The 22,178-nt window shown below is 69.3% G+C and carries 22 protein-coding genes; 20 read left to right on the forward strand and 2 right to left on the reverse strand.

Annotated elements, in window-relative coordinates; genetic code table 11:
• The first annotated feature begins 14 nt into the window (after positions 1-14).
• Both ACVN9Z_RS24065 and ACVN9Z_RS24070 read left to right on the forward strand, forming a co-directional pair.
• Positions 15-1,538, forward strand: coding sequence for an amidase (locus ACVN9Z_RS24065; protein WP_458212730.1), 1,524 nt, complete (start codon positions 15-17; stop codon positions 1,536-1,538).
• Positions 1,539-1,636: 98 nt separating this feature from the next.
• Positions 1,637-1,963 carry a hypothetical protein gene (locus tag ACVN9Z_RS24070; RefSeq protein ID WP_026382917.1) on the forward strand — a complete coding sequence of 109 codons (327 nt, stop codon included), beginning with the start codon at positions 1,637-1,639 and terminating at the stop codon, positions 1,961-1,963.
• Positions 1,964-1,978: 15 nt separating this feature from the next.
• Here the strand turns inward: ACVN9Z_RS24070 and ACVN9Z_RS24075 are convergent, their stop codons facing one another.
• Positions 1,979-2,677 (reverse strand): hypothetical protein, encoded by a 699-nt coding sequence (locus ACVN9Z_RS24075; protein WP_458212731.1) that lies wholly within the window; start codon positions 2,675-2,677, stop codon positions 1,979-1,981.
• A gap of 180 nt (positions 2,678-2,857) precedes the next feature.
• Between ACVN9Z_RS24075 and ACVN9Z_RS24080 the strand changes: the two genes are divergently transcribed.
• The 13 genes from ACVN9Z_RS24080 (at position 2,858) to ACVN9Z_RS24140 (ending at position 16,141) form a co-directional block, all read left to right on the forward strand.
• The gene (locus tag ACVN9Z_RS24080; RefSeq protein WP_006387066.1) at positions 2,858-3,406 is read left to right on the forward strand and encodes a DUF3455 domain-containing protein; all 549 of its coding nucleotides are present in this window, start codon (positions 2,858-2,860) and stop codon (positions 3,404-3,406) included.
• Positions 3,407-3,496: 90 nt separating this feature from the next.
• Complete coding sequence (locus ACVN9Z_RS24085) at positions 3,497-4,066, forward strand: sigma-70 family RNA polymerase sigma factor (protein WP_026382920.1); 570 nt, start codon at positions 3,497-3,499, stop codon at positions 4,064-4,066.
• A complete protein-coding gene (locus ACVN9Z_RS24090; protein ID WP_020928174.1) occupies positions 4,063-4,788 on the forward strand; it encodes an anti-sigma factor in 726 nt (241 codons plus the stop codon). The genes ACVN9Z_RS24085 and ACVN9Z_RS24090 overlap by 4 nt, the downstream gene beginning before the upstream one ends.
• 154 nt (positions 4,789-4,942) lie before the next feature.
• Positions 4,943-5,296: a hypothetical protein gene (locus ACVN9Z_RS24095; protein ID WP_045953203.1), complete on the forward strand. Its 354-nt coding sequence runs from the start codon at positions 4,943-4,945 to the stop codon at positions 5,294-5,296.
• Positions 5,297-5,584: 288 nt separating this feature from the next.
• Positions 5,585-6,550, forward strand: a complete 966-nt coding sequence (locus ACVN9Z_RS24100; RefSeq protein ID WP_006387063.1) for a LysR family transcriptional regulator — start codon at positions 5,585-5,587, stop codon at positions 6,548-6,550.
• Positions 6,547-8,022: a flavin-containing monooxygenase gene (locus ACVN9Z_RS24105; RefSeq protein ID WP_241077024.1), complete on the forward strand. Its 1,476-nt coding sequence runs from the start codon at positions 6,547-6,549 to the stop codon at positions 8,020-8,022. Before ACVN9Z_RS24100 ends, ACVN9Z_RS24105 begins: the two co-directional genes overlap by 4 nt.
• Positions 8,019-8,993: an ABC transporter permease gene (locus ACVN9Z_RS24110; RefSeq protein ID WP_458212732.1), complete on the forward strand. Its 975-nt coding sequence runs from the start codon at positions 8,019-8,021 to the stop codon at positions 8,991-8,993. Before ACVN9Z_RS24105 ends, ACVN9Z_RS24110 begins: the two co-directional genes overlap by 4 nt.
• Positions 8,994-9,022: 29 nt before the next feature.
• Entirely contained in the window at positions 9,023-9,925 is a 903-nt protein-coding gene (locus ACVN9Z_RS24115; protein ID WP_024069310.1) for an ABC transporter permease, read from the forward strand.
• Positions 9,922-10,944, forward strand: a complete 1,023-nt coding sequence (locus ACVN9Z_RS24120; RefSeq protein WP_241076487.1) for an ABC transporter ATP-binding protein — start codon at positions 9,922-9,924, stop codon at positions 10,942-10,944. The genes ACVN9Z_RS24115 and ACVN9Z_RS24120 overlap by 4 nt, the downstream gene beginning before the upstream one ends.
• Positions 10,941-11,975, forward strand: coding sequence for an ABC transporter ATP-binding protein (locus tag ACVN9Z_RS24125; RefSeq protein ID WP_006387058.1), 1,035 nt, complete (start codon positions 10,941-10,943; stop codon positions 11,973-11,975). Before ACVN9Z_RS24120 ends, ACVN9Z_RS24125 begins: the two co-directional genes overlap by 4 nt.
• 31 nt (positions 11,976-12,006) lie before the next feature.
• Entirely contained in the window at positions 12,007-13,578 is a 1,572-nt protein-coding gene (locus tag ACVN9Z_RS24130) for an ABC transporter substrate-binding protein (protein WP_006387057.1), read from the forward strand.
• Between the two features lie 10 nt (positions 13,579-13,588).
• Positions 13,589-14,947 (forward strand): acyl-CoA thioester hydrolase/BAAT C-terminal domain-containing protein, encoded by a 1,359-nt coding sequence (locus tag ACVN9Z_RS24135; protein ID WP_458212733.1) that lies wholly within the window; start codon positions 13,589-13,591, stop codon positions 14,945-14,947.
• 24 nt (positions 14,948-14,971) lie between these two features.
• Complete coding sequence (locus ACVN9Z_RS24140; RefSeq protein WP_458212734.1) at positions 14,972-16,141, forward strand: CMD domain protein; 1,170 nt, start codon at positions 14,972-14,974, stop codon at positions 16,139-16,141.
• A gap of 140 nt (positions 16,142-16,281) precedes the next feature.
• On the opposite strand, the gene ACVN9Z_RS24145 is transcribed toward ACVN9Z_RS24140, so the two are convergent.
• Positions 16,282-17,181 carry a LysR family transcriptional regulator gene (locus ACVN9Z_RS24145; RefSeq protein ID WP_006387054.1) on the reverse strand — a complete coding sequence of 300 codons (900 nt, stop codon included), beginning with the start codon at positions 17,179-17,181 and terminating at the stop codon, positions 16,282-16,284.
• Between the two features lie 109 nt (positions 17,182-17,290).
• Between ACVN9Z_RS24145 and ACVN9Z_RS24150 the strand changes: the two genes are divergently transcribed.
• The 5 genes from ACVN9Z_RS24150 to ACVN9Z_RS24170 all read left to right on the forward strand — a co-directional run bounded on the left by ACVN9Z_RS24150 (position 17,291) and on the right by ACVN9Z_RS24170 (position 22,107).
• Positions 17,291-18,283 carry a Bug family tripartite tricarboxylate transporter substrate binding protein gene (locus ACVN9Z_RS24150; protein WP_458212735.1) on the forward strand — a complete coding sequence of 331 codons (993 nt, stop codon included), beginning with the start codon at positions 17,291-17,293 and terminating at the stop codon, positions 18,281-18,283.
• A 34-nt stretch (positions 18,284-18,317) separates the two neighbouring features.
• Positions 18,318-19,364, forward strand: a complete 1,047-nt coding sequence (locus tag ACVN9Z_RS24155; protein ID WP_458212736.1) for an Ldh family oxidoreductase — start codon at positions 18,318-18,320, stop codon at positions 19,362-19,364.
• A gap of 27 nt (positions 19,365-19,391) precedes the next feature.
• Positions 19,392-20,363 carry a Bug family tripartite tricarboxylate transporter substrate binding protein gene (locus tag ACVN9Z_RS24160; protein ID WP_054498768.1) on the forward strand — a complete coding sequence of 324 codons (972 nt, stop codon included), beginning with the start codon at positions 19,392-19,394 and terminating at the stop codon, positions 20,361-20,363.
• A gap of 4 nt (positions 20,364-20,367) precedes the next feature.
• Positions 20,368-21,138, forward strand: a complete 771-nt coding sequence (locus ACVN9Z_RS24165) for an MBL fold metallo-hydrolase (RefSeq protein WP_049073321.1) — start codon at positions 20,368-20,370, stop codon at positions 21,136-21,138.
• Positions 21,139-21,312: 174 nt separating this feature from the next.
• Entirely contained in the window at positions 21,313-22,107 is a 795-nt protein-coding gene (locus tag ACVN9Z_RS24170) for a transporter substrate-binding domain-containing protein (RefSeq protein ID WP_240294710.1), read from the forward strand.
• Positions 22,108-22,178: the final 71 nt, after the last annotated feature.

Consider the following 22,178-nt stretch of genomic DNA (forward strand, 5'->3'; position numbering starts at 1 on the left):
AAGGAAACACCCCCATGATCCTGGACGATTCCCTCGTCTCGTTATCCGCGGTGGAACTGCGGCGCCTGATCGGCGCGCGGCAGTTGTCGCCGGTGGAACTGCTGGAGGCGTGCATCGCCCGCATCGAGGCGGTCAATCCCTACATCAACGCCGTCACCGCCACGGCTTTCGACCGCGCCCGCATCGAGGCGCGCGCGGCCGAGCAGGCGGTGATGGCCGGCGACACGCTGGGCCTGCTGCACGGCCTGCCGCTGGGCGTGAAGGACCTGGAACCCGCCGCCGGCCTGCTCACCACCTATGGTTCGCCGATCTACCGCGATCACGTGCCGGCCGACGACGTGACGCTGGTGGCGCGCCTGCGCCGCGCCGGCGCCATCGTGGCCGCCAAGACCAACGTGCCCGAGATGGGCGCGGGCGCCAATTCGCGCAACACGGTGTGGGGCGCGACGGGCAATCCCTTCAATCCGAATCTGAACGCCGGCGGCTCCTCGGGCGGCTCGGCCGCGGCGCTGGCCAGCGACCTGTTCCCGCTGTGCACTGGCTCGGACACCGGCGGCTCGCTGCGCATTCCGGCCGCCAAGTGCGGCGTGGTCGGCTTCCGGCCATCGCCCGGCGTGGTGCCCAGCGTGCGCAAGCCGCTGGGCTGGACGCCGATCTCGGTGGTCGGCCCGATGGGCCGCACGGTGGCCGACGCCTGCCTGCAGATGGCCGCCAGCGCCGGCCCCGACGCCGGCGATCCGCTCAGCTATCCGCTCGATCCGCTGCAGTTCCTGGCGCCGGGCAGCGCCGACCTGGGCCGCCTGCGCGTGGCCTATACCGAAGACTTCGGGCTGTGCGACGTGGACGATGGCATCCGCGCCACCTTCCGCGCCAAGATCGCCGCCATGCGCCATCTGTTCGCGGCCTGCGATCCCATCGAGATCGACTTCGGCGAGGCCCACCGCTGCTTCGACGTGCTGCGCGCCGAAGCCTTCGTGGCGGGCATGCGCGACGCCTACGAGAAAGACCCGGCCAGCCTGGGCCCCAACACTCGCGCCAATTTCGAGATGGGCGCGGCCATGAGCCTGAAGGATTGCGCCTGGGCGCAGGCCGAGCAGACCCGGCTGATCAAGCGCTTCCAACGCGCCTTCGACGACTACGACCTGATCCTGTCGCCCACCACGCCTGTGTCGCCGTTCCCGTGGACGCAGCTGTATGCCGAGGCCATCAACGGCAAGCGCCAGGAGAACTATTACCGCTGGCTGGCGCTGACGTATGTGATCACGCTGACCACGCACCCGGCGCTGACGCTGCCTTGCGGGCGGGATCACCAGGGGATGCCGTTCGGGTTGCAGATCGTGGGACGGTTCCGGGGCGATCGCGAGGTGCTGGCGGCGGCGCAGGGGATGGAGTCGGCGTTTGCGGGTAATGAGGAACTGCGGCGGCCGCGGCCGGATCTGGCGGGGTTGAAGGCGGCGGAGCCGGCGTTGACGTCGATCGTGACGGCGCCGCCGGGCGGTGCGCTGGGAACAACCGAGGCCAGCGTCTCCGCGGTGTAGGCGCAGCCGCACGCATCGGACGCGCACGGCGCAACGGCAGGACTCGGGCATAATCCCCTCGCCCGCCGGCCATGCCCGGCCCTGAACAGATGCCGTCCATGCGCGCCCTGCCTCACGCCCTTCTCGCCTGCGCCATGCTGGGCGCCGCTTTCACCGCCCAGGCCGGTGATATCGACAAGGGCCGCTGCGCCTACAAAGGCATCCCGCTGCACGGCAAGGTCAAGATCGTCAACGCCTTTCCCGACATCAAAGTCAAGGTGGTCGACGCCTTCGCCGATATCCGGGTGAAGAAAGTCAGCGCCTTCGCCGACGGATGCGGCGAATGGAAGATCGTCGATGCCTTTCCCGACTTCACGGTCCAGTTCGTGGACGCGTTCCCCGATGTGACCGTCAAGTGGGTGGAGGCGTTTCCCGGCACGGACTGACGCCGGGCCGCCGCGTCAGCGCTGGCCGGCGGCCCGGGGCGGCGCGCAGCAATGGGCGGTGTCGATCACGCGGCCGCGGCAGGCCGCCAGGATGGGCGGATTCCTGCACAGCAGCGCGTTGGCCGGCAGCGTCAGCCGGAAGCCCTGATCGAGCATGCACAGCTGCGCGGCGGCGATGTCGTTGAGCAGCATGTCGTCGCCCGGCTCGATCACCGAGGCGTAGCCGCACGCCCGCATGGCTTGCTGCACGCGCTGCGCGTCGGCGTCCGGCCGGGTCCATTGTTCATAGGCGGGCGGGCGTTGCCGTGACGCCGCCGCGGCGCCGTCGGTTGCCGGGCAGGCCGCCAGATGGGGATGGGTGTCGCAGTAGGTGTGGCGCTCCTGGTAGGCGAAGCCCTTGCCGAGCATGCACTGCTCACCCCGCGCATAGTCGTTGTTGGTGATGGTCGTGCCATCGACATGGCTGGCGCTGGGAAAGCCGCAGTCGAGCAGCGCGTCACGCACGCCTTGCTGATCGACGCCGGGCTTGGCCCACAGGGCGTGGAGCGGCGGCGGGGGCTGCATCGGCCGGCCATTGATGCAAGCGCTCAAGCCCAGGCACAGCAACGCCGCCAGCGGGCGCAACAGGCGCGCGCGGTTACTCGTGGCGCCGCGCCGGCCGGCGGCCAGCGGCGTGGCGCGCCCCGCGTTCAGTGTTGGTGTAGGTGTTGGCATGGGCAAGCGGCGTTAATCGGACTCAATTCTATATAGCGCCGCCAGGCAATGCCATTCGGGTCAAAAAAAGAAAACAATCTCCTCGGCCTGCATCCAATAACGGCTCCCGCGTGTAGTACCTGCAACGGGGCACATTCCGTGCGCCGTATCCGCAGATTCCTCTTCCGCAGGAGATCGCTCATGACCACTCGCCTCGCCCCCGCCACCGGCCATTTCGCCGCCGCCCTGCTGGCCGCTTGCGGCCTGCTGCAAGCCGCCCCGGCCATGGCGGCATCGCAAGACGCCCTGCCCGCCTCCGTCCAGGTACCCGCCGGCCACAAAGTGGCCTGGGAAACCGTCGGGACCGGCGACATCACCTATGAATGCCGCGCCAAGACCGACGCCAAGGACCAGCTGGAATGGGTGTTCGCCGGCCCGAAGGCGGTCCTGAAGGACCGCCAGGGCAAGCAGGTCGGCACCTACTACGGCCCGCCCGCCACCTGGGAGGCCGCGGACGGCTCCAAGCTGACCGGCACGCAAGTCGCCGTGGCGCCGGCCGGCGCGGGCAACCTGCCCTATCAACTGGTCAAGGCCAATCCCGCCGTGGGCGCCGGCGCCCTGACTGGCGTCGCCTACATCCAGCGCACGGCGCTCAAGGGTGGCGTGGCGCCCCAGACGCCGTGCACCACGGCCGGCCAGCGCAGCCAGGTGTCGTACCAGGCCGACTACCTCTTCTGGAAGGCGGACTGACACGCGGCGGGCCGCGGCGGCGAGAGTCCGGTAACATCCCTGCATCCGCCGCCGCCCGGGTCCACGCCCACTGCCACTGCCCCCGCCTGCATGCCGAACCGACCTGTTCCGGATTTCGATTACGAAGCGGCCCTCGCGCAGTGCGCCGCGGGGCGCCGTTCGGCGCTGGAAGCCCTGTATCGCCAAGAAGGGCCACGGTTGCTGGGCGTGGCCCAGCGCATCGTGCGCGACCGCGCCCGGGCCGAGGACATCGTGCACGACGCCTTCGTCAATATCTGGAACCGGGCCGACAGCTTCGACGCCGCGCGCGGCTCGGCCCGCGGCTGGCTCTATCGCGTGGCCCGCAACCTGGCGCTGAACGCCGTGCGGGACGAGCGCCACGAAACCGCGGTGGACGACGATACCGCCGCCGCGCTGGATGCTCGCGACGCGATCGACGCCTGGCATGACACGCGCGATGCCTTCGACTGGCGCGACAGCGCCGGCCGTATCGGCCCCTGCCTGGAACAACTGGAACCCGTGCGCCGCAACTGCGTGCTGCATGCCTACGTCGAAGGCCTGTCGCACAGCGAAATCGCGCAGCGCCTGGGCGCGCCGCTGGGCACCGTCAAAGCCTGGATCAAGCGCAGCCTGAAAGCGCTGAAGGAATGCCTGGCATGAGCGCCCTGCCTGACACCCCCGACGGCCTGGACGAATTGGCGGGCGAATACGTGCTGGGCACCTTGTCCGGCGCGCGCCGTCGCGACGTCGAGGCCCGGCTGCCGCACGATGCCGCGCTACGCGCCGCCGTCGGCCGCTGGGAAGAGCGCCTGCTGCCGCTGACGGATCTGGTCGCGCCGGTCGAGCCGTCGCCCGGGCTGTGGCCGCGCATCGAGACAACGCTGGATCGCCAACACGCTGCCCGCCAGGCCGGCCGGCCGCGGCGTCCGGCCTGGTGGGACAGCCTGTTCTTCTGGCGCGGCGCGGCCGCCAGCGGCGTGGCCGCCGCGCTGGTCCTGGGCAGCGCCCTGGCCTTGCGTCCCGCGCAAACGCCCGGCCCGGTGCAATACATGGTGGTACTGGTCGCCCCGCAGTCGCAGACGCCTGGCTGGGTCGTGCAGGCCCAGGCCGGCCAGCGCGAGGTGCAACTGGTGCCGATCGCGGCGGTGCAGGTTCCGGCCGATCGCGCGCTGGAGTTCTGGACCAAGGCCGACAGCTGGGCCGGCCCGGTGTCGCTGGGCCTGGTCAAGCCGGGCGAACCCGTGCGCATCCCGCTGGACAAGCTGCCCCCGCTGGAACCCAACCAATTGTTTGAATTGACGCTGGAGCCGGCCACCGGCTCGCCCATCGGCAAACCGACCGGCCCGATCCAGTTCATCGGCCGAGCGGTCAAGGTGATGTAACCCCGGCGCTATCGTGCCGGCGGGCTGACCTCTTGCGGAACGGACCGCGCTTGACCCTCGAATCCGCGGTGCAGTTTCAGGTTTTTCCTGTGTATTTAGTGGCTATGCGCTTTGATAGGCTGACCGTGCGTTACACCGGATAGAGGGGTATGCCATGGCAACCCGCGTCAAGCTCCTGTACTTCAAACCCACAAGCGTTCGTGCGCGCCTCTGGCCCGTTGGCATCGCCCTGAAATGGACGCTTGGCCTGATACCACCGCCGCAGTCCGTCACCATGGGCCAGGTCCAATGCGGGATGATCAGGCAATCAGAATTCACGTTCTGGGTCTTCGCCCTCCGAGTCGCACTCATGGGTGAAGCGATCATTGTGACCAGGAACGGACAGTGGGACCCCGCGAGCACCGTCGACAGCTGCGGCGTTCATGCCTTTGGTCGAAACTTCGAGCTGCTGCCTGCCCCCACAGAGGCCAATGCGCCGTTGGGCAAAGCAGACGTGTTCAAGCGCTGAGAAAAACGGTTCGAGCCCTGCGTGCCAGCTCCGTTTCCCCGAAGGCTTTATCCATGGCGCCGGCAGCATGTCGGATCAGTATGCGGGCGAGACACCAACGAGAAATCCCCCAAAAGTCCCCCCGCTTGCGACGGCTGGCCCAAGGGTAATCCCGCAAGTCATTGAAATAACGCGAAGTAATGAAAGGGCATAAGGAAATCCCGATTAGGGAATTTGCTTATGCCCTTTAATTATTTGTACAGCGCATACTCGATACGTAAGAATTCGTCCTTGGCATAAAGCAAGACAATGGAACTTCGTCAACTCGAGGCCTTCGCGGCCGTCATGTCCACCGGCAGCGTCACCGCTGCCGGGCGCTTGCTTGGCCGGTCGCAACCGGCCATCAGCCGCCTGTTGCAGGAATTGGAAGCCGAGATCGGCTATGCCCTGTTCGCCCGCAGCGGGCCGCGCGTGACGCCGACAGAGCAGGGTTTCCTGCTCTATGACGACGTCGAGCGCGCCCTGTCCAGCCTGCGGCAGATCCGCGACCGGGCCGAGGAGATCGCCCGGGGCCAGGCCCAGCCGCTGCTGTTGGCGGCCACCTCGGCGTTGGCCGCCGGGCTGGTGCCGGACGCGCTCAAGCGCATCGAGGCCCAGGCCGGCAATACCCGCGTCCAGCTACGCAGCGCCTCGCCCGAGCGCGTGGTACACGCCGTGCTGAGCGGCGCGGCGCAACTGGGCGCGACCAGCCTGCCGCTGGAGCATCGCGGGTTGACCGTGCACTGGATCGGCCAGGCGCCCTGTGTGGTGGCGCTGCCCGAAAACGATCCGGCCGCGCGCCATGAGGTGGTGCCGGTGGCCGAGCTGGCGGGGCGCCGCGTCATCACCATGGCCAATCCCTACCGCCTGCGCCGCCGGCTGGACGCGGCGCTGGGCCATGCCGCTGGCGCCATCGAAACCAATTCGTCCGTCAACGCCCTGGCCGCCGTGCGCGCGGGCCTGGGCGTGTCGGTGCTGGAACCCATTACCGCCTACGGCGCGCCGATGGCGGGCGTGGCGATCCGCCCGATCGACCTGGACATCCCCTTTTTCTTCGGGGTCATCACTTCGCAGTCGCAGCCGCTGACGCCGGCCTGCCAGGCCATGGCCGATGCGCTGGCGCAGGCCGCCGCGCAACTGCTGCCCGGCTTCGTGCTGCACGACGCCTGCCAGCACGGCGCGCTGCTGCAGTCGATCTACGGCGATGAAACCCCTCTTACGGATACGCCCGCATGAACCAACCCCTCGCTCCCGCCCCGCAAGGCCTGGCCGCACTGGAAGCGCGCCTGCGCCAGGATTTGTCCTGGCTGGAAATCCCCGCCAAGCCCTGGGTCACGCCGCGCCTGGTCGACGGCCAGCCGGTGCTGGACGTGGCCATCATCGGCGGCGGCATGGCCGGCCTGGCCGCGGCGGCCTCGCTGACGCACCTGGGCATCGTCGCGCCGATCTTCGATCAGTCGCCCGAAGGCTATGAAGGGCCGTGGGCCACCACCGCGCGCATGGAAACCCTGCGCTCGCCCAAGCAACTGACGGGTCCGGCGCTGGGCCTGCCCGCGCTGACCTTCCGCGCCTGGTTCGAGGCGCAGTTCGGCGCCGAGGCCTGGGACGCGCTGGACAAGATCCCGCGCCTGCAATGGATGGACTACCTGCGCTGGTACCGCCGTGTGCTGAACCTGGACGTGCGCAACCAGCACCGCGTGCTGGCCGTGCTGCCGCGCGCCGACCGGCTGGTGCAACTGGACATCGAATCGCCCACTGGCCGCCAAACCGTGCTGGCGCGCCGCGTGGTGCTGGCCACCGGCCGCGACGGCCTGGGCGGCGCCTACGTGCCGGACTTCGCGCGCAAGCTGCCGCGCGACCGCTGGGCGCATTCGTCGGACGTGCTGGACTACGCCACCCTGGCCGGCAAGCGCGTCGGCGTGGTGGGCGCGGGCGCGTCAGCCATGGACAGCGCCGCCACCGCGCTGGAAGCGGGCGCGGCCAGCGTCGACCTGCTGATCCGCCGCGACGACATTCCGCGCATCAACAAGGGCAAGGGCGCCGGCAACCCCGGCCTGACCCACGGCCACCTGAACCTGCCCGATGAGTGGAAGTGGAAGATCCGCCACTACATCAACGCCGCCCAGGTGCCGCCGCCGCGCGGCAGCACGCTGCGCGTGTCGCGCCACCCGAACGCCCGCTTCAACCTGGGCTGCGGCGTGCAGGACCTGGCGCTGGTCAATGACGAAATCCGCGTCACCACGCCCAAGGGCGTCTTCACGCTGGACTTTCTGGTGTTCTCGACCGGCTTTCGCATCGACTGGACCGTGCGGCCGGAATTCGCCGCGCTGGCGCCGCACGTGCGCGCCTGGGGCGACCGCTACACCCCGCCCGCCGGCGAGGAAGACCAGGAGCTGCATGATTCGCCCGACCTGGGCGCGGCCTTCGAATTGCAGGAGAAGACCCCCGGCGCCTGTCCGGGCCTGGACCGGGTGCACTGCTTCTCGTACCCGGCCGCGCTGACGCACGGCACCGTGTCGGGCGACATCCCCGCGATCAGCGAAGGCGCCAAGCGCCTGGCGCAAGGCATCGCGGGCCTCTTCTACCGCGAGGACGTGGCCACGCACTACGCCAACATGGAAGCGTTCTCGGAACCGGAAGTGTTCGGCGACGAATGGACGCCGGCCCCGGCGCCCGGCGCGGCCCGGCAGGCGGAGACCGCGCAATGACCGCTTGGCTGCTCCGCCGCGTGGCACAAGCCGCGGTGGTCGTGTTCCTGATGACGTTGATCGTCTTCGTCGGGCTGCACGCCATCGGCAACCCCGTCGACATCCTGATCGGCCAGGACGTCGACCAGGTCGACCGCGCCCGCATCATCGCCGAACTGGGGCTGGACAAGCCCTTGTGGCAACAGTACCTGGGCTTTCTGAACGGGGCGCTGCACAGCAACCTGGGCAACAGCTTCGTCTACAACATCCCCGCCGTGGAACTGGTGATCCAGCGCCTGCCGGCGACCCTGGAACTGGCCATCGCCGCGCTGCTGCTGGCGGTGATCATCGGGCTGCCGCTGGGCCTGTTGGCCGGGCTGTATCCCGACAGCCGTTTCTCCAAGCTGGTGATGGCGGGCAGCATCGTCGGCTTTTCGCTGCCGACCTTCTGGGTCGCGCTGATGCTGATCATGACCTTCAGCGTGTCGCTGGGCTGGCTGCCGGCCAGCGGCCGCGGCCAGACGGTGGAATTCCTGGGCTTCCAGTGGTCGTGGCTGACGGCCGACGGCTGGCGCCACCTGATCCTGCCGGCGCTGAACCTGTCGCTGTTCAAGATCTCGCTGGTGATCCGCCTGACCCGCGCCGGCGTGCGCGACGTGATACCGCTGGACTTCGTCAAGTTCGCCCGCGCCAAGGGCCTGTCGCCGTTCCGGGTGGTCTGTGTGCACGTGCTGCGCAACACCATGATCCCGCTGGTGACGGTGCTGGGCCTGGAGCTGGGCTCGACCATCGCCTTCGCCGTCATCACCGAAAGCATCTTCGCCTGGCCCGGCGCCGGCAAGCTGATCCTGGACAGCCTGAACGCGCTGGACCGCCCGGTGATCGTGGCCTACCTGATCGTGGTGGTGTGCCTGTTCGTGACGCTCAACCTGATCGTCGACATCCTGTACAAAGTGCTGGACCCGCGGGTGCGGCTGGAGGCCTCGGCATGAGCGCTCCGAACACTCCCCAGGCAAATGCCATGCAAACCGCCGCCCCCGCGCTGAAGCGCGAATCGCCCTGGCGCCGCAACCTGCTGGAATTCCTGTCGTCCAAGACGGCGGTGTTCGGGCTGGTGATCGCCACCCTGCTGATCCTGGCCGCCATCCTGGCGCCGTGGATCTCGCCGCAGAACCCCTACGACCTGCTGCAGATCGACGTGCTGGACGCGCGCCTGGCGCCGGGCACGATGAACGGCCTGAACACCTTCCACTATTGGCTCGGCACCGACGGCCAGGGCCGCGACCTGCTGTCGGGCATCCTGTACGGCCTGCGCATCAGCCTGATGGTGGGCGTGGGCTCGGCGCTGATTGCCGGCATTATCGGCACGCTGCTGGGCCTGCTGGCGGCGTATGCCGGCGGCAAGGTCGACGCGCTGATCATGCGGCTGGTGGACCTGATCCTGTCGTTCCCGTCGATCCTGGTGGCCATGATGATCCTGGCCTACCTGGGCAAGGGCGTGGGCAACGTGGTGCTGACGCTGGTGATCCTGGAATGGGCCTACTACGCCCGCACCGCGCGCGGCCAGGCCCTGGTCGAGCGCCGCCGCGAATACGTCGAGGCGGCGCGCTGCCTGGACATCCCCAACTGGCGGATCATGCTCAAGCACATCCTGCCCAACTGCCTGCCGCCGCTGATCGTCATCGGCACCCTGCAGATCGCGCGCGCCATCACGCTCGAAGCCACGCTGAGCTTCCTGGGCCTGGGCGTGCCCGTGACCGAGCCGTCACTGGGGCTGCTGATCTCCAACGGCTTCCAATACATGCTGTCCGGCGAATACTGGATCAGTTTCTACCCCGGCATCGCGCTGCTGATCACCATCGTCGCCATCAACCTGGTGGGCGACCGCCTGCGCGACGTGCTGAACCCGAGGACCCACAAATGAGCGCCGCCCGTCCCGTCGCGGCGCCGGCCGCCGCCAACGCGCCGACCCTGGAAGTGCGCAACCTGCGCACCCACTTCTTCACTCGCGCCGGCACCCTGCCCGCCGTGGACGACGTGTCGTTCACGCTCGAACGCGGCAAGATCCTGGGCCTGGTCGGCGAGTCCGGCTCGGGCAAATCCGTCACCGGCTTTTCGATCATGGGCCTGGTGGACGCCCCCGGCCGCGTGGTCGGCGGCCAGGTGCTGTTCCAGGGCCGCGACCTTACCCAGCTGGCCCCGCGCGAGCTGCGCAAGCTGCAGGGCAACCGCATCGCCATGATCTTCCAGGATCCGATGATGACGTTGAACCCGGTGCTGCGGGTCGACGTGCAGATGATCGAAACGGTGCGCGCCCACAACAGCATGAGCAAGGCGCAGGCACGCGAGCTGGCCCGCGACACGCTCGGCATGATGGGCATTCCCAGCCCGGAAGAACGGCTGCTGGCGTATCCGCACCAGTTGTCCGGCGGCATGCGCCAGCGCGTGGCGATCGCCATCGCCATGCTGCACCGGCCCGACCTCATCATCGCCGACGAGCCGACCACGGCGCTGGACGTCACCATCCAGGCGCAGATCCTGTCCGAAGTGCAGAAGCTGGCGCAGCAGCACGGCACCAGCCTCATCTGGATCACCCACGACCTGTCGGTGGTGGCGGGCCTGGCCGACGACGTGGCGGTGATGTACGCCGGCCGCATTGTCGAACACGGCAAGGTCGACGACGTGCTCGACCGTCCGCAGCATCCCTACACGGTGGGCCTGATCGACAGCCTGCCCAGCAACAACCAGCGCGGCCAACGCCTGCGCCAGATTCCCGGCATGACACCCAACCTGCTCACCCTGCCCGCCGGCTGTGCCTTCGCGGCGCGCTGCGCGCGCGCCACGGCGCAATGCGGCCAGCAGCCCGCCATCTCCGACGTGCTGCCCGGCCACCAGGTGCGCTGCTTTCATCCGTCGCGCCAACGGGGCGAGGTGACGGCATGAGCCAGACGACGATTCCGGATACCCGCGACGGCGCCACCCCGCTCATCGACCTGCGCCAAGTCAGCAAGCGCTTTGGCGAACGCCCCGTCGGCGCCGCCGGCCGCGCCTTGCAGCGCCTGGGCCTGTCCAAGCCGCCCGCCATCACCCGCGCCGTCGATCGTGTGGACCTGCTGGTGCGCCCCGGCGAAGTGGTCGGCCTGGTCGGCGAGTCCGGCTGCGGCAAGTCCACCCTGGGCCGCATCGCGGCCGGCCTGCTGACGCCGTCCGGCGGCGAGGTGCTGATCAACGGCCAGCGCCCGGCCGACATGACGCCGGCCCAGGCCCACGCCGCGCGCCTGAAGGTGCAGATGATCTTCCAGGACCCGTACGCGAGCCTGAACCCGCGCCTGCGCGTGGACGAGATCGTCGGCGAGGCGGCGCGCATCCACGGCCTGGTCGGCAACGGCGACTTCGACGACTACGTCAGCGCGCAACTGCAACGCGCCGGCCTCGACCCGGCCCTGCGCCAGCGCTATCCGCACCAGTTCAGCGGCGGCCAGCGCCAGCGCATCGGCATCGCCCGCGCCCTGGCGGTGCAGCCGTCGATGCTGGTGTGCGACGAGGCCGTGGCCGCGCTGGACGTGTCGATCCAGGCGCAGATCCTGAATCTGTTCATGGACCTGCGCGAACAGCTCAACCTGACGTACCTGTTCATCAGCCATGACCTGGGCGTGGTCGAGCACCTGTCGGACCGCGTGGTCATCATGTACCTGGGCCGCGTGGTCGAGACGGCGCCGGTGGACGAGGTCTTTCGCCGCCCCAACCATCCGTACACCCAGGCGCTGCTGGCCGAGATCCCCAACCTGAAATCGCGCCACAAGACCTTCACCGCCATCAAGGGAGAGATTCCCAGCCCGCTCAATCCGCCCGGCGGCTGCCACTTCCACCCGCGCTGTCCGCATGCGATGGCGCGCTGCAAAACCGAGGTTCCCACCCTGAAGGGAATCGCCATCAACCACCTGAGCGCCTGTCACCTGAACGACATGGCCTGAAAGAAGTTCCCCCTCACCAAGGACCCCGAACATGAAACGCCTGATTCTCTCGACCCTGACCGCCGCCATCCTGGGCGCGTCCGCCGCGGCCTCGGCCGACAACCTGTCGATCGGCTTTGCCGATCCGCTGTCCTCGCTCGACCCGCAACTGAACAACCACGCCGGCGACCGCTCGGTGGCCCTGCACTTCTGGGACCTGCTGATCGAGAACAAGTGGAACAAGCTTCAGCCCGGCCTGGCCGTGAGCTGGAAGCCGCTGGACAGCACCACCTGGGAATTCAAGCTGCGCGAAGGCGTCAAGTGGCAGGACGGCACGCCGTTCACCGCCGACGACCTGATCTACTCGTACACCCGCGCCCGCGCCGTGCCCGGCAGCGTCGCCACCTACGCCGGCTACCTGCGCACCATCGACACGATGACCGCCAAGGACCCGCTGACCCTGATCGTCAAGACCAAGGCCCCCAACCCCGACCTGCCGCTGAACCTGGCGTCGGTGCACGTGGTCAGCAAGCACGTCGGCGAGAAGTCCACCACCGAGGACTATAACTCGGGCAAGGCCATGGTCGGCACCGGCCCCTACAAGTTCGTGTCCTACACCCCCGGCGACCGCGTCATCATGGAACGCAACGACGGCTACTGGGGCGAGAAGGCCACCTGGGACAAGGTCAACTACCGCTACATCAACAACGCCGCCGCCCGCACCGCCGCGCTGCTGGCCGGCGACGTCGACGTGATCGACAAGGTGTCGGTGTCCGACCTGGCCAAGCTGCAGAAGGCCGCCAACATCTCGGTCTACCCGTACGACGGCCTGCGCGTCATGATCCTGCAGCCCAGCTTCAACCCCGCGCCGAATCAGTACATCACCGACAACAACGGCAAGCCGCTGGACAAGAACCCGCTACTGGACGTGCGCGTGCGCCAGGCGCTGAACCTGGCGATCAACCGCAAGGCCATCGCCGACCGCATCCTGCAGGGCGCCGCCACCGAAGCCAACCAGTGGATGCCCAAGGGCACCTTCGGCTACAACCCCGACGTCAAGGACATCCCCAACGACGTCGAAAAGGCCAAGAAGCTGCTGGCCGAAGCCGGTTTCCCTGACGGCTTCAAGCTGACCATGCACGTGCCCAACGACCGCTACCCGCAAGGCCCGGAAACGGCCCAGGCGGTGGCGCAGTTCTGGACCCGCATCGGCGTCAAGACGCAAGTGGAAGTGGTGCCATGGGCCGTGTACTCGGGCCGCGCCAACAAGAACGAATTCGCGGTCAGCATGCTGGCCTGGGGCAACGGCACGGGCGAAGCCAGCTACGCGCTGGTCAACATCCTGGCCACCGTCGATGCCAAGAAGGGCCTGGGCGCCTCCAACTGGGGCCACTACAGCAACCCCAAGGTCGACGCCGCGCTGGACCAGTCCACCTCGGAATTCGACGTGGCCAAGCGTGAAGCCATCCTGCGCGACTCGGTCAAGCTGGTGTCCGACGACGTCGGCATCATCCCGCTGTACCACTACAAGAACATCTGGGCCGCCAAGAAGGGCCTGAAGGTCACCCCCATGACCAGCGACCGCACCGCCGCCATGATGGTCACCAAGGACTCGGCCAAGTAAGGCGCGCATCATGGTTCCTACCCTGAGCATCCAACCCGCCGACGCGCTCATCGACGTGCCCCGCCAGATCCGGGTGGAGCACGTCGCGCCCGGCCAGACGGTGGAGATCACCGCCCTCACCCGCCGCAACGGCGTGCTGTGGCAAAGCCACGCCGCCTTCGTCGCGGGCGAGGACGGCGTGGTCGACCTGACGCGCGACGCGCCCGTCTCGGGCGACTATAGCGGCCTCTCGCCCATGGGCCTGGTGTGGTCGCAATCGCCCGTGGACTCGCCCAGCCGCGAGCACTTCAACCACCCGGTCAGCGAGCCGCTGGTCACCGAAGTAGTGGCGCGCGTGGCCGGCGCCCAGAGCGTGGCGCGCTTCACCCAGCGCCTGGCGGCCGAAGGCGTCACCCGCCAGGACGTGCGCGAGGAAGGCCTGGTCGGCACGCTCTACCTGCCGCCCGGCGCCACGCCCGGCTCGCATCCCGCCGTCCTGATCTTGAACGGCTCGGGCGGCGGCATCAACGAACCGCGCGCCGCGCTGTATGCGTCGCGCGGCTACGCCGCCTTCGCCCTGGCCTACTTCAAGGCGCCGGGCCTGTCGGACTACATCTCCAACACGCCGCTGGAGTACTTCCAGACCGGCCTGCGCTGGCTGCGCAAGAAGGTCCAGCCCAGGCACGACTTCGTCGCCATCAGCGGCCAGTCGCGCGGCGGCGAACTGGTGCTGCTGCTGGGCGCCACCTTCCCCACGGAAGTATCGGCGGTCGTGGCCTACGTGCCCGGCGCCGTGGTCCACAGCGGCCAGAACGCCTGCGATCCCAAGATCGGCCGCGAAGGCCCGACCTGGCTGCTGGGCGGCAAGCCCCTGCCGCACGTCTGGGAAAACAACCGCACCGCCACCTGGGCGCCGTTCGACGAAGGCCCCGCGCCGCATCGCCACGAAAAGGCCATCCTCACCGCGCTGCAGGACCCCGACGCCGTGGCCCGCGCCCGCATCAAGGTCGAGGACATCCAGGGCCCGGTGATGCTGCTGTCGGCCACCGACGACGGCTCATGGCCGTCCAGCCTGTACTCGAAGATGGTGCGCGACAAGCTGGCCGAGGTGAAGCATCCGTATCCGGTCCAATGGCTGGACTACGAGAACGGCGGCCACTCGATCCTGTTCCCCTACGTGCCCACCACGCAACTGGTCTACGCCCACCCCGTGTCGGGCAAGATCAGCACCAGCGGCGGCAACCCCAAGGACAACGCGCGCGCCGACGAGCAATCGTGGGAAGGCGTGCTGAAGTTCCTGGACGCCGCGGTCAAGGCGCGCGGCCAGGCCGCGCCGTCCGCGAACCGCGCCGAAGCCGGCGCGGCCGCCACGCCCGGCAACGCCGGCTGAACGACATCCAAGGAGACTTTCTCAATGGCACAAGCACCCATCGTCTATGACGCCGCCCGCGACCTGGTGGACCAGCTCGTCGGCCTGAAGGCCGACAGCGCCACCTACGCCGTGCGCCACCAGCGCGACAAGGTCGCCGCCGCCACCCAGGGCAGCTACGACGCCCTGTTCGACCCGGCCCTGCCCGGCCTGACGCTGGCCGAGCGCCTGCTGGTCGCGCTGTACGCCGCGCGCCTGACGCCGTCGCCGGCGCTGGCCGCGCACTACCGCCAACGCCTGGTGGAAGCGGGCGCCAGCGCCGCCGACATCCAGGTGGCCGAGTCCGGCAAGCCGGCGGACGCCGCCGACCCGCGCCTGGCCGCCATCCTGGAATTCACGCGCAAGCTGATCGAAAAGCCCGTCGAAGGCGACGAAGCCGCGCTCAAGACCCTGCCGGCCGCCGGCGTCTCCACGCCTGCCGTGGTCACGCTGTCGCAACTGGTGGCGTTCCTGTCGTATCAGGTGCGCCTCGTCGCCGGCCTGCAGGCCATGCTGGCGCTGGAAGCCAAGCCCGCCGCGGCCGGCACGCCGCCCGCGCCCTTCCCGGCCAACACCGCCGCCACCGAACCGGGCGCCGTCATCAAGGCCCACGGCTTCACCAACGAAGTGCTGGAGTGGAAGGCGTGGCTGGACGTGGTCCAGGTCGACAGCGCCACGCCCGAGCAGATCGCGGTCCTGGAAGAAAGCCACCCCAAGGCCAAGGTCTCGGATTACTACCTGTTCCTGGTGCACCAGCCCGAGATCCTGCGCCAGCGCTCCACCGCGTTCAACGCCATCATGTACGCGCCCGGCGGCCTGTCGCGCGCCGAGCGTGAACTGGGCGCGACCGTGGTGTCGCGCGTCAACGGCTGCGTCTACTGCGCCTCGGTGCACGCGCAGCGCTTCGAGCAACTGGCCAAGCGCAACGACGTGATCGCGCAGGTGTTCGAGGATCCGGCCACCGCCGGCACCACCGCGCGCGAGCTGGCGATCGGCAAGTTCTCGATCCAGATCACCGACGCGCCGGCCTCGGTGGATGCGGCCAGCATCCAGGCGTTGAAGGACGTGGGCCTGAGCGACGGCGAAGTGCTGGACCTGCTGCATTCGGACGCGATCTTCGCGTGGGCCAACCGGTTGATGTTGAACCTGGGCGAGCCGGTGGTCGTGCAGGTCTGACGATCGCGCGCGCATCGCGCCGCGCAGTACCTGGACAGGCCGCGTTTTCGCGGCCTGTCTGCTTTGCGGCTCGCGGTTGATGCCCGTCATCCGCAGGCGGCCGACAACGCAGCGGCGTGTCGGTTGAACCGCGCGCCCGCCTACTTCTGCCGCGCCTCCACCCGCTGCGACAGCAGGTCGTAGAACAGCCGCGCCACCGGATTCAAGGTCTTGCCGCGCGGATGGATCAGGCCGATCGTGCGGCTCACGGCGGGATTGCGCAGCGGCACGCTGACCAGCGTGCCGTGATCCTCATCCGGCATCGCCAGGCGCGGCACCACACCCACGCCCAGGCCCGCCTCCACCATGCTGACCAGCGCCGGCACGTGCTGCACCTCGCAGAAATGGCGCGGCCGGCTGCCGCTGTGCACCAGCGCCTGGTCCATCAGGAAACGATTGCCGCTGCCCTGCGCCAGCGTGATGTACGGATGCGCCTCCAGGTCGGCCCAATCCACCGACTTGCGTTTGGCCAGCGGATGCTTGCGGCTCACCGCCGCCACGAACGGCTCTTCCAGCAGCGGCTTGAACTCGATCTCCGCGTCATTGGCGCCGATGTAGGTCAGCCCGAAATCCGCGTCGCCGCGCGCCACCGCCGTCAGCACCTGCGAGGACGACTCGTCGATGATGCGGATGCGGATGCGCGGATAGCTGGCGTGGTATTCGCGGATCACATCCGGCAGGAAATACGCCACCGCCGACGGCACGCAGGCAATCGTCACCATGCCCGACAGCCGCTCGGCCACGTCGCGGATGCCGACCAGCGCGCTCTCCAGCTCATTCAGCACGCTGCGGGCACGCGGCACGAAGCCGCGGCCGAGGGTGGTCAGCTCGACCTTGCGCGTAGTGCGCGTCATCAGCTGCACGCCCAGCGCCGCCTCCAGCTTGTCCACGCGGCGCGACAGCGCCGACTGCGACAGGTGCAGCGCCTCGGACGCGGCGCGGAAACTGCCCAGGTCGGCCACGGCCAGAAAGGCGCGCAGATCGGCAAGATCGAAATTCATGCGTTTTCATCAAGAATTGAACGAATTTTTGCACTTTACTCGATTCCGAGGGCGGGGCACGATGTCTCCCAGCCGCAACCAATAGCGGCCCGAACAGGAGACCCCACCCATGAATCCGCTACGGAGAGCCTGCCTGCGCACCGCGCTGGCGCTGACCGCCGCCCCCTTGTTGTCGTCCGCCCCCTTCTCGGCCCACGCCGACGCCTGGCCGCAACGCCCCATCCGCCTGCTGGTGCCCTACGGCCCAGGCGGCAGTTCCGACGTGGTGGCGCGCGCCGTCGCCGTGGAGATGTCGCGCGACCTGGGCCAGCAGGTCATCGTCGAGAACAAGGGCGGCGGCCAGGGCAGCATCGCCACGGTGGAAGCGGCGCGCGCCCGGCCCGATGGCTACACGCTGATCCTGGGCCACGTCGGCACCCTCGCGGTGAACCCGACCATGATGCCCAACCTGTCGTATGACCCGCGCCGCGACTTCGCCCCGATCATCCTGCTGGCCAAGCTGCCCATGGTGTTCGCCGTGGGCGCCAAGGTGCCGGCCGCCACCCTGCCCGAATTCGTGGCGCTGGCGCGCGCCAAGCCGGGCGTCCTGAACTACGGCTCGGCCGGCAACGGCAGCGCCGGCCACCTGGCCTTCGAAATGCTCAAGACCGCCGCCGCCATCGACGTGGTGCACGTGCCGTACAAGGGCACCGGCGCCCAGGTCACCGACCTGCTGGCCGGCAACATCGACGCCGCCGCGGCCGGTATTCCTGGCCTGCTGCCGCATGCGCAGGCCGGCAAGATCAAGATCGTGGCCGTCGGCTCGGCCCAGCGCCTGCCGATCCTGCCGGACGTGCCCACCGTGGCCGAGCAGGGCTACCCCGGCTTCGAAAGCTCGCAGTGGTTCGGCCTGCTGGCCCCGGCCGGCACGCCGCAGGAAGCGATCTCGCGCCTGCAGGCCGCCGCCCAGCGCGCCCTGCGGACCGACGCCGTGCGCCAGCGCCTGGCCCATGACGCCGCCGATCCCTCCGGCGCCGGCCCGGCCGAATTCGCCGCCTTCATCGACGCCGAAGAGCGCCGCTGGAGCCAGGTGGTGAAAGACGCCCGTCTTTCCGCCGAATAAGTCCCCCTCTTTTCTCACACAAGGATTGCTGATCATGGCCGCCACTGCTGGCTCCCCCCCCCTCGTCCCGGAAACCGAACTGCGCGAGCTTGGCGTGCGCGCCTTCGAAGGCCTGGGCCTGCCGCGCCAGGACGCCGTCGACGTGGTCGACATCCTGGTGCTGGCCGACCTGTTCGGCCTGTCCACCCACGGCCTGTCGCGCATCGAATCGTACGGCGAGCGCCTGCAGGTCGGCGGCATCAACCGCCAGGCCCGCATCCGCGTGGACAGCCCCGCCCCCGCGCTGCGCCTCGTCGATGGCGACAACGGCGTCGGCCCGCTGGTCGGCATGCACGCGCTGCGCGCCGCCATGCAAGCCGCCAGCGAATGCGGCGTGGGCCTGGCGTTCGCCCGCCAGAGCAACCATTTCGGCCCGATCTCGCCCTACGGCCTGATCGCCGCCGAGGCCGGCTACGCCAGCATCATCGGCAGCAACGCCACCACCACCATCGCCCCCTGGGGCGGCACCGACGCGCGCGTCGGCAACAGCCCCATCGGCTTTGCCGTGCCGAATCCGGACGGCGCGCACTTCCTGCTCGACATGGCCATGAGCGTGGTGGCCCGCGCCAAGATCCGCAACGCCCTGAAGGCCGGCCAGGCCATCCCCGACACCTGGGCCACCGACGCCCAGGGCCAACCGACCACCGATCCCAGGCAGGCGCTGGACGGCTTCCTGCTGCCGATCGGCGGCCACAAGGGCTACGGCCTGGCGCTGATGGTGGACCTGTTCGCCGGCCTGCTGTCCAACGCCGCCTACCTCACCCACGTCAAATCCTGGGTCGACGCGCCCGACGAACCGCAGAACCTGGGCCACTTCTTCCTGCTGATCGACACCCGCCGCCTGGGCTCGACCCAATGGCTGGCCGAACGCATGAACGACTTCGCCGCCATCCTGCACGCCAGCCCGGCCGCCGACCCGGCCCGCCCCGTGATCCAGCCCGGCGAGATCGAACTGGCCAAGCTGGCGCGCCAGCGCGCCCACGGCATCGAAGTGGCCGCGGACGTCCTGGCCCAGCTGCGCCAACACGCCGGCCAGGGCTGAGCCGGCATCCCGGAGGAGACCGACAACATGAAGAACATCGCCCGACTCACCCTGGTCCTGGCGGCGACCCTGGCCGCGCCGCTGGCCCGCGCCGCCGACTATCCCAGCCAGCCGATCCGCCTGATCGTGCCGTACGTGGCCGGCGGCGCGGCCGACATCACCGCGCGCGTGGTCGCCGCCCGCATGGCCAAGACCCTGCAGGGCACCATCGTGGTCGAGAACAAGCCCGGCGCCAACGGCATGATCGGCACCGACTTCGTCGCCAAGGCCGCGCCCGACGGCTACACCCTGCTGCTGGACGCCAGCGGCCCGCTAGTGGTCAACCCGTCGCTGTACAAGAAAACGCCCTATGACCCGCTGAAGGATTTCGCCCCGATCAGCCAGATCACCAGCTACCAGTACGCGCTGGTGGTGCCGCGGCAATCGCCCGCGCACAGCATCGACGACCTGCTCGCCGCCGCCCGCAAGAAACCCGGCGCCGTCACCTATGGCTCGGCCGGCCTGGGCGCCGGCGGCCACCTGGCCGGCGAACTGCTGGCCCTGCGCACCGGCACCCAACTGACGCACGTGCCCTACAAGGGCAACGCCCAGGCCCTGACCGACGTGCTGGGTGGACAACTGTCCTTCACCTTCGACACCACCGTCACCGCCACCCCGCACATCCAGTCCGGCAAGCTGCGCGCCTACGCCGTCACCGGCCCGCGCCGCGCCTCCAGCCTGCCCGACCTGCCCACCATGCAGGAACTCGGCTACAAGGACTTCGTCATCACCCAGTTCCAGGGCCTGCTGGCGCCCGCCGGCACCGACCCGCGCATCATCGCCACCCTGCACGACGCCGTGGTCCAGGCGGTGAAGGACCCGGAAGTGGTGCGCAAGCTGGCCACCGAAGGCGGCAACGAAATCATCGCCGGCACGCCCGAGGAATTCACGCGCCAGTTGCGCGACGACCTGCAACGCTACCGCCAACTGATCAGCGAAGCCCACATCACCGCGGAGTGACCCCATGTACCAGATCGATATCCTGATCCAGGGCTACCCCGGCCGCGCCGTCTGCCATGGCGGCCTGGGCTGGAGCACCAGCACCCTGCTGCGCTCGGACCGCCACAGGATCCTGGTGGACGTCGGCGCGTTCGGCGTGCGCCACCTGCTCGGCCGCCACCTGGACGCCTGCGGCGTCGCGCCGGCCGACATCACCGACGTCGTCCTCACGCACGCCCACTACGACCACGCCGTCAACTTCACGCTGTTCCCCAACGCCACCGTCTGGATCGGCGCGCGGGAAATGGAATGGGCCGCCGCGCAACCGCCCGGCTTCAACCCGCTGCCCGAACTGTACGTGCGCGAACTCGACCGGCTGGACCGCGTGCGCCGTATCGGCGACGGCGACGCCTTCCTGCCCGGCATCACCGCCATCGCCGCGCCCGGCCATACCCCCGGGCATCTGCTGTTCTACGTCGACGATCCGCGCCAGCCCATCCTCTTCACCGGCGACGCCGCCAAGAACCGCGCCGAACTGGTCTCGGGCCAGGTGGTCGACACCGCCGACGCCGCCGCCAGCCATGCCAGCCTGGAACGCATCTGGGAATGGTGGCGCAAGCGGCCCGGCACGCTGCTGGTGCCGGGCCATGACCTGGGCATGAAGCTCGACGCCGATGGCGCGCCGGTCTATGTCGGCGAGCGCCGCGCCGCGATCAATGCGTGGTTCGGGGATGACCTGGAGCCGCAACGGATCGACCTGTGCTGTGCGCCGGGTGCGGGGCGGTACAGCGTGTGAGTTGGCGGCTAAACGGAGAGAGCCATCTGCTATCACCCTTCAGCCGTCGTTGTCGCCTCGTGAACTATCCGCTATGGCCTTGAGCCGTCCGCAGCCGCCTGTGAGCCTTCCGCCACGGCAGGCTGCCATCCGCAACCGCCTTTGAACCTCCCACTGCCCTCCGCGAACACCACCATGACTGCGCTTTCCAGTACCGCCGCCCTTTCCAACGCCCCCGCCCATTCCGGCGCCACCAGCATCCCCGCCGACATCGTCAGGGCCTTCACCCCCACCGGCGCGCTGCGCGCCACCATCAACCTCGGCAACCCCATCCTGGCCACCCGCGACGGCAGCGGCGCGGCCGCCGGCGTCTCCGTCGACCTGGCCCGCGCCTTCGCGCAGCGGCTCGGCGTGGCCCTGGAACTCATCGTCCTGGACAGCGCCGGCAAGGCCGTCGACACCGTCGGCCAGGACGCCGCCGACATCGGCTTCTTCGCCATCGACCCCAAGCGCGCCGCCGGCATCGCCTTCACCGACGCTTACGTCCTGATCGAAGGCGCCTACCTGGTGCGCAACGATTCGCCCCTGCGCGAAATCGCCGAGGTCGACGCCCCGCGCCACCGCGTCACCGTCGGCCTGGGCAGCGCCTACGACCTCTACCTGACGCGCGAACTGCAACGCGCCGCCATCACCCGCGCCGCCACCTCGCCCACCGTGGTCGACACCTTTCTGCAGACCGGCACCGACGTCGCCGCCGGCGTGCGCCAGCAACTGGAAGCCGACGCCCGCCGCCTGGGCGGCCTGCGCCTGCTGCCCGGCAGCTTCATGACCATCCGCCAGGCCATGGGCCTGCCGCGCGGGCGCGGCGAAGCGGCGGCGCGCGTCCTGGCCGACTTCGTCGAAGACATGAAACGCAGCGGCTTCGTGGCCCAAGCCCTGGCCCGCCATGGCATCGACGGCGCCGCCGTCGCGCCGGCTGCCGGCGGATAGCCGCCGGATAGTCGGCCGACCCGCGCACGGCTCAACGCCAAGCAGGCCCGCCCTGTCGGCAGCCGGACGGA

The sequence above is a fragment of the Achromobacter sp. KK8 genome (assembly GCF_054188005.1).